6 protein-coding genes are annotated in these 7,831 nt (G+C 65.3%); 3 read left to right on the top strand and 3 right to left on the bottom strand.

Annotation, left to right across the window (positions count from 1 at the left end):
* Positions 1–189: 189 nt before the first annotated feature.
* A complete protein-coding gene (locus AC1DT2_RS11650; protein WP_477296334.1) occupies positions 190–1,494 on the bottom strand; it encodes a carbohydrate-binding protein in 1,305 nt (434 codons plus the stop codon).
* A 338-nt stretch (positions 1,495–1,832) separates the two neighbouring features.
* Between AC1DT2_RS11650 and AC1DT2_RS11655 the strand changes: the two genes are divergently transcribed.
* Positions 1,833–2,333, top strand: a complete 501-nt coding sequence (locus AC1DT2_RS11655) for a hypothetical protein (RefSeq protein ID WP_477296336.1) — start codon at positions 1,833–1,835, stop codon at positions 2,331–2,333.
* 30 nt (positions 2,334–2,363) lie between these two features.
* Here AC1DT2_RS11655 and AC1DT2_RS11660 read toward each other — a convergent pair whose 3' ends face one another.
* Positions 2,364–2,690: a hypothetical protein gene (locus AC1DT2_RS11660; RefSeq protein WP_477296337.1), complete on the bottom strand. Its 327-nt coding sequence runs from the start codon at positions 2,688–2,690 to the stop codon at positions 2,364–2,366.
* 29 nt (positions 2,691–2,719) lie between these two features.
* Positions 2,720–3,532: a CHAD domain-containing protein gene (locus AC1DT2_RS11665; RefSeq protein WP_477296339.1), complete on the bottom strand. Its 813-nt coding sequence runs from the start codon at positions 3,530–3,532 to the stop codon at positions 2,720–2,722.
* 208 nt (positions 3,533–3,740) lie between these two features.
* Here AC1DT2_RS11665 and AC1DT2_RS11670 point away from each other — a divergent pair, with 208 nt between their 5' ends.
* Complete coding sequence (locus AC1DT2_RS11670; protein ID WP_477296341.1) at positions 3,741–5,435, top strand: ShlB/FhaC/HecB family hemolysin secretion/activation protein; 1,695 nt, start codon at positions 3,741–3,743, stop codon at positions 5,433–5,435.
* 24 nt (positions 5,436–5,459) lie between these two features.
* The coding region (locus tag AC1DT2_RS11675) for a two-partner secretion domain-containing protein (RefSeq protein WP_477296343.1) at positions 5,460–7,831 on the top strand (2,372 nt) is incomplete at its 3' end.

Here is a 7,831-nt window from a genome sequence, read left to right on the forward strand (position 1 = left end):
TGGAGAAACCTCGGACAGAAGGGATGTGCCCAAACATGTGTCCGGGGCTTGCATAGAGAAGTTGCGGCGATGTCCGAACACTTCGGACATGGGCGGCGTGGGTGACCCCCGTAAAGCGATGTGCCCCTGGGTCCCGTTGCGGGATCCAGGGGCACGGGTGCCAGCCATGAGGGTTGGCCGGGTTTTCGATCAGCGACCGAGATCGCTCAGGAAGCGCTTCGTGTACTGCAGCGCCGTCGTGCTGGGGACGGAATTGCAGGTCGGCGAGGCGGACCCGCCGGCACACGGCGTGTCCCGGTCAAGCGACCAGAAGTGCACGCCCGCGAGCTTGTTGGTCGACGCGTAAGCCGTGATCTTGTCGACATTGGCAAGGCTGACCACTTCGCTCGAGGCATCGTTCACGCCGATCATCGGCGTGATCTCGATCTTGCTCAGGGGAATGCCGTAGGTGTGCTGCAGGTTGGTCACGGCCTGGATGGCGGACTGGCCCATGTCGCAGCTGCCATTGGCGACGACGCAGATGCCCGAGCTCGCACCGGAGCCATAGTCCATCGCCATCAGGTTGATGGTGTAGTTCACCAGTGCGGAGGCCTTGACCGCGCGGACCACCATGTCGCCTGTCGTGTTGACGCCGCCGAAGCTACCGTCCGACGCGGCGAGCGTGGCCAGCGTGAACGAGAAGCGCAGGTTGGGATACTGGCCTTGCGCGGCGACGGCACCGGCGATCAACGCGTTGATCTGCGCGGGTGTCTGTCCGGCCTCGATATCGAAATCGACGCCGACCATGTGTGGGCTCATGTAGGTCGAAATGAACTTGGCCATGCCCGCGTTGCTGCCGCAGGTAAAGGAACCCGCCTGGCCGCCGGTGGACACGACATAGTTGATGCCGGCACTGTTCAGGCGGCTGATATTAGCGCCGGCGAACGACGCGGCGGGAAGTCCGCCCCAGTTCTCGCTACCGCACTCGCCGGTGGCGAAGGCGAGCGTGATCGCACCGAGGTTAGGCACCTGGGTGGAGACGAGGCTGCCGCTGCCGACGACCGGAATGCGTGTCCCGGTGACCAGCGTCGACATGATGTTGGTGTTCCAGTCGAGGTTGATCGTGATGTCCTTGTACGGACTGAACAACAGATCGCCTGCGGCCGGCGGCGGATTGGTCGGCGGCGGCGGATCGACAGGCGGGGGTGTGGTGCCGCCGCCCGTACATGAGCCTTGCGAGGTCCAGGGCTGTCCTGAGCCACTCGCGCCACTGTGGGTCGCGGGGTCGTCGCCCTGGGTCCACCAGTTGGCGCCGTAGTTCACCCCGTTTTCGCTAGCCGTGCTCCCGCCCGTATAGACCGAGCCGGCATTCCACGGCGCCGCGCACGCGCCGGCGGCATGGGCCGTCTGCATCGGCACGCCGGAAGAAAGGGCGAGGGCAATCGCTACCCCCAACGTACCGGAGCAGCCACCGAGCAACGCATGGGATCGCTTGCTTGTCGTCTTCGTGAACATCGAACGCCTCCTGCCTGGGTTGGTGGCGTCTGATGTAGTCCTCGATGACAACGTTGTCTATTTGGAATGTGACGAAATGTGACATGCGACGTGAAGAGCGTTTTAACACCCCATGCGGCGGTGCAATGGCGTCAGGGCGCCGTTTGCGCCTGTTGCGCCGAACGCGCATCAAAGCGGTTTGATGCGTCGCGGCAGCTGCCTGAAAATGTCTTGTCTCGTCGCGCTGTCCGTAATGACAACGAAAGCCACATTTTCGGCAGGGCAGGTAGGCGCGAAGCGCCGGATATGTCACCGTGCGACGGATCCCGGCACCCGATCCGGCACAGGAGCAGTGACGCATGCCGTCTCGTTTAAACATGACCGTCGCCGGTCTCATTGCAAGCTTCGCCATGTCCGTGGCAGGGGCCGCGGACGCCCCGGCCAGCCAGGGACCCGCCGATCCTCAATTCGAGGCGGCGAAGAACTTCGTTTCGTTCTATACGTTCAATCGCCTGGCCTACAAACAGGTGTGCGACAAGCAAGCGGTCGACGTCCGCGTCTTCGTGAGCACCTTTGTCGACGAAAATGCGGGAGCCTATGCCAAAGCCCTGGCGGTCCTGCAGGCACACGGTCTGTCTGAGGCGAAGGTGTTGGCGAAACTGCAGCCGACGATCGCTTCCTCGGAACCGGATGTGCGTCAGGCGCTGTCGGACAGCGCGGCGAGGGAGAACGCCGGCACCACGCCCCTGGACGGCTGCCGTTTCCTGGCCATCCATGGAGAGAAGCTCGCTGGCGACCTCGATCTTGCCAAGTCGCACCCGGAAGTCATCCAGGCGCTCAACGGTCCGGCCAAGCCCTGAGCCATGGCTGCAGGGCCCGCGCTCAAGCGCTCAGGCTTCGGGATTCGCCGCGAGCCATGCCGTGACATACGCCTCGAGTGAGAGGCGCGTCGGCACCTTCAGTGCTGCCTCGCGGACGAAGGTGGTCGATGCCATGAGGAACGACTGCTTGGCGTGGTTGGCGGCCTGGCGCACCCGCGCCTGGCTCTGCCGGACCTGCACGAGATGGGGCGAAGGCTGGCCGGGCTTTGCGAACTTCTGGTAGCGGCGCAGCTCATCAGCCACCGTCGCGGTGTCCGTGGCGGCCTGCTTCATGGCCTGGGCGGCCTTACGTACGTCGATCAAGGCCGTGGTGGCGGCGGGGGAAAGGTTGGTCATCCGGCGATCTTAGGGCATCGCGGCCGCGATCAGCCGATCTTTCGTCGTGCCTTGAGCTCATGCGCGATGCGTTCGAGCAGCGGATCCAGCGAAAGCGGGACCTTCAGCGTGCGCAACGTCGCGCGCAACGCGCGCAGATCCTGCTTGGCGCCGAGGGCATCGGAGAGTTTCGTCATGGCCTGCACCGCCGCCTTGTCCTTCGGACCGCGCTTATGGGCGGATTTACCGGTGGCTTTCAACACCTTGCGCCAGAACTCCAGCTGCATGCGCAGGCGCCTTGCACGCCGCCGCCAGCGGTGCAGGTTGGCGACCGAGCCGTCCTTGCGCACCCGCTTCTCGGCACGGGCGACCCGTTGCTCCGAGCACGCAATGGCCTGTTCGATCGCGCGACGCGTGACCGTCTTCCAGGGCAGGACTTCGATAGCGTCAGCGAGGTCGCGAACCTGGTGGCGCCGCTTGAGAAAGCGCGGATCCTTGGTCAGCGCCGCGGCGAGCCTGCCGTCCCGGCGATTTTCCAGGGCGTGGATAGCCTGCTGCCATTCGGCGGAGGGTCCCGGGCCCGCCAGGGTCTGCGCTGTATGTACCGCTACATGGGCATTGCGAAGCGGGGACAGTCCGGTAGCCAGTTTGCCGATCCGCTCATTGAGGGATGGCAGTTGATTCGCGAAAGGTTCCGCCCCGAGCGCAAGTAGGCTCTTGAGTCGCCGTAGGGATTTTCGGGCCTCGTGGATGCCGCGATGGCGGTCCTTCACGTCGGCCAGGGCGCGAGCGGCGCCGCGACATTCCCGTCCTGCCAGAGCGGCGAGGGCGGCTTGGATGCTGGGCGCGGGGGTCTGTGGCATCGGAACTAAATACCACGAGATGCGTGGTCATGCCTTTCGGGATCCATCTCCAGGGCCTAAAGAATCGCTGGCCATGGCCGATAGGGTGATTCGACAAACGCGTGTTGTTCGTCCAGTGATCGTCCATTAGGATGCCGCACGTTTTGCGTGGCGTAACGCACGGACCAGCACGCGTACTTTTGAAAATTCAGCAGGGATGCAACAGGGAATGAAAGGCCATGATGCCGGCAAGCTGACGCTTGTCATCGGTTTGACGATTGCGTTTGGCCCGACGGCCGTCGCCCAGCAGTCGCCTACCCAGGAGTTGCTGCGTCAGCAGGAGCGCGAGCGAGCGCTTCAGGAGCAACAAGAAGCCACGCCCGACGTGCGCCTTGCACGGCCGGCGCCGACCGCGCCGGATCGCATTCCGGTGGACGAATCCCCGTGCTTCCCCATTGGGTCCATCCGCCTCGATGGCGAACAGAGCAGTGCCTTCCAGTGGGCGCTCCATGCCGCCAATGTGCCGGGCGACCCGGCGGTTGGCCGCTGCCTGGGGTCGGCTGGCGTCGCGATCGTGATGAAGCGCGTTCAGAACGCCATCGTCGCGCGTGGTTACGTCACGACGCGGGTGCTGGCCAAGAGCCAGGACCTGCACGCGGGAGTACTGACCCTGACCGTGGTGCCCGGACGCATCCACGCGATCCGCTTTGCATCGCACACGCGTGGCACCTCGTGGCATACCGCACTGGCTGCCCGTCCCGGCGACATCCTCAACCTGCGGGATATCGAGCAGGGACTGGAGAACCTCAAGCGCGTGCCGACCGTCGACGCGGACATCCAGATCGCGCCCGCCGAGGGCAGCGATGCCCGTCCCGGCGAGAGCGACCTGCTGATCGTATGGAAGCAGTCGTCGCCGGCTCGCATCGCGGCCACGCTGGATAATTCGGGGAGCAAGGGCACGGGCAAGCTGCAAGCTACGGCGACACTGTCGCTGGACAACCTGCTCACCTGGAACGACCTCTTCTACGCCAACGTCGGCAAGGCCGTGTTCAACCCCGGCGGCCGCGGCACGCACAGTTCCACGCTCCACTACGACGTGCCGTACGGCAACTGGCTGATCGGCACGACGGTCAGCGATTACACGTATCACCAGACCGTCGCTGGCTACGCCGCCAACTATGTGTACAGCGGTACCAGCAATAACGCCGACATCAAGCTGAGCCGCCTGCTGTATCGCAATGCCAGCATCAAGGCCGGCATGTATGTGCGTGCCTGGGAGCGTGATTCGAACAACTTCGTCGACGACACCGAGGTGCTGGTGCAGCGTCGCCGCCAGGGCGGCTGGGAGGCGGGCCTGACGTACAAGCAGTTCTTCGGCACGGCCACCCTCGACGCCGATGCGGCCTACCGGCGGGGTACCGGCGCATTTCGTGCGTTGCATGCCCCGGAAGAGCTGTTCAACGAAGGCACCGCGCGTACCCAGCTCATCACGGCGGATGCCCAGCTGACCATTCCGTTTTCCGTCGGTGCGCAGCGCTTCCGCTACACCGGCAGCTGGCGTGCCCAATGGAACCGGACGGCGCTCATACCGCAGGACCGCTTCTCGATCGGTGGCATCTACACCGTGCGTGGCTTTGACGGCGAGGTGCAGCTCACCGGCGATCGCGGGTGGCTCATCCGCAATGACGTCGGCTGGTCCGTCGGCGGCGGTCAGGAACTCTACCTCGGGGCCGACATCGGCCACGTCGGAGGCGCACCCACCGCACAGGAACTGGGCCAGAACCTCGCCGGTGCGGTGTTGGGACTGCGCGGCAGCTGGCACGGCGTGGCGTGGGATGCCTTCGCTGGCGCGCCGATCTCCAAACCAAAGGGCTTCCCCACAGGCTCGTCGACCGCGGGTTTCACTCTCAGCTGGTCGTACTGAACGCAACATCACGGATGGTTCTGCATGAATTCGCACCTGTATCGCATTGTCTTCAATCACGCGCTTGGTCTTTGCCAGGTAGTGTCTGAGCTCATTCGTCGTCCGGGTCAGGGCGCCTCTTCGACCGATGGTCGAAGCACCGCGCACGTGCGGGCGGTGAGCCTGGGTTTGTGGGTGGCCTTTGGCTGGATCGGTATGACATCGGCGGCGAGCGCCGGGCAGGTGGTCGGCGATCCGAACGCACCGGGTAACCAGCGGCCGACCGTATTGGGCGCGCCCGGTGCAGCGCCGCTGGTGAATATTCAGACACCGAGCGCCGCAGGCGTCTCGCGCAACACGTACAACCGCTTCGACGTCGACCAGAGCGGCGTGGTGCTGAACAACTCGCGCACCAACACGCAGACCCAGCTGGCCGGCGCGGTGGCGGGCAACCCGTGGCTGGCCACGGGCACGGCGAAGATCATCCTTAACGAAGTCACCGGTCCCAACCCGAGTGCGTTGAATGGCTATATCGAAGTGGCCGGCGACCGCGCGCAGGTGATCATCGCCAATCCGGCGGGCATCAGCTGCGATGGCTGCGGCGTGATCAACGCCACGCGTTTCACGCTGACCACCGGTACGCCGGTACTGAACGGCGGTGCGCTGGACGGTTATCGTGTCACCGGGGGCGCCATCAGCGTCGGTGGCACCGGCCTGGACGCCAGCCGTGCCGATTACGCCGACATCATCACCCGTGCGCTGGTCGCCAACGCTGGCATCTGGGCGCCGCAGTTGCAGGTGACGCTGGGTACCAATCAGGTAAGCGTCGACCAGAGCCAGATCGCACCGATCGCAGGCGATGGGGCGAAGCCGACCTTCGCCCTGGACACCAGCGCGCTGGGCGGCATGTACGCGCAGAAGATCACCCTGATCGGCAACGAACATGGCGTCGGCGTGCGTAACGCCGGCACCATCGGCGCACAAGCGGGCGATCTTGTCGTGACGGTGGATGGCCGTCTGGAGAACACCGGCCAACTGCAGGCACAAGCGGCGAATACCACGATCCAGGCGAGTGGTGGCGTCAGCAATGCGGGAACGATCTCCGCCGCCAGGACGCTGACATTGTCGACCGCGCAGGACATCGACAACAGCGGCGGTACGCTCAATGCGGGTCGTCTCGTCGTGGACGCGGGCTCGTTGCGTAATGCTGGTGGCACGATCACGCAGACCGGCCTGCAGGGCATCGCATTGCAGACCGGCGCGTTGTCCAACCGGGGTGGCACGATCGGCCAGCCGGTGGCCGATATCGGGGACACGGGTGGAACGGACGGCGGTTCGTCCGGCGCTGGCACGCCGACCAACACGACGGGCGGCGGCAGTGGAGCCGGCACCGGGGCGGCCAGTGGCGCGTCCGGCGGATCGATCGCGCCACTCGCGGATGGCGAGTTCCACATCGCTGGTCTGCTGGACAACGACGGCGGCCAGATGCGCGCGTTCTCCGGGTTCGACCTGACGACCACCAGCGGCCTGCGCAACGACGGTGGCCAGCTGGCCCTGCGTCAACTGACCTTGGGCGGCGGCGATCTCGGCAATGCCAGTGGYACGCTGACCATCGATGGCGCCGCGAGGATCCATGCGACGAGCGTCATCAACGATGCCGGCCAGCTGACGATCGGTGGTCCATTGACCTTCGCCGCCGGTCAATTCAGTAACCGGGGCGGTAGCTTCAACCAGCTCGATGCCGGCGCGACATCGCTCGACGTCGATGGTGCCTTGGACAACACGGGCGGCACCCTGGCCAGTAACGCGGCGCGCTTGTCGATCGCGAGCGGGGCGTTGACCAACGCGCGCGGTAAGATCAGCACGAATCAGTTCACGGTGAACGCGACCAGCCTCGATAACCGTGGGGGTACGATAACCGCGTCGGGCAGCGCGTCGAATGCGCTTACCGCCACCGATACGCTGGATAACGGTGACGGCGGCACGCTGGCCAGCAATGGCGATCTCACGATCACCGCCAGCGCTTTTGGAAATGCCGGCGGCACCGTGCAGCACGCGGGGCAGGGCGACCTCACGATCGACGCCGCGACCTTGCACGGCGCCGGCGGAAAATTGCTCAGCAACGGCACGCTCACCCTGACCGGCGACGACACGGATCTCAGTGCTGGCACGACGGCGGCGCAGCGGATCGCGATCACCACCGGCGCGTTGTCCACGGCCCACGGTAGCCTCAGCGCGAGCGGAAGCGATCCGCTGGCTCTCAACGTACGCGGAGCCTTCGACAACACCGCGGGCACCGTTGTCGGTAATGGTGCGCTGCAGATTCACGCTGGGACGCTTTTGAACCAGGGTGGCGCCGTGCAGGCGGCCGGTGGCGCCCCTCTCGCCGTGGACGTCGATGGCCTATTGGACAACAG

The organism is Luteibacter sp. P4_E6 (assembly GCF_056401535.1).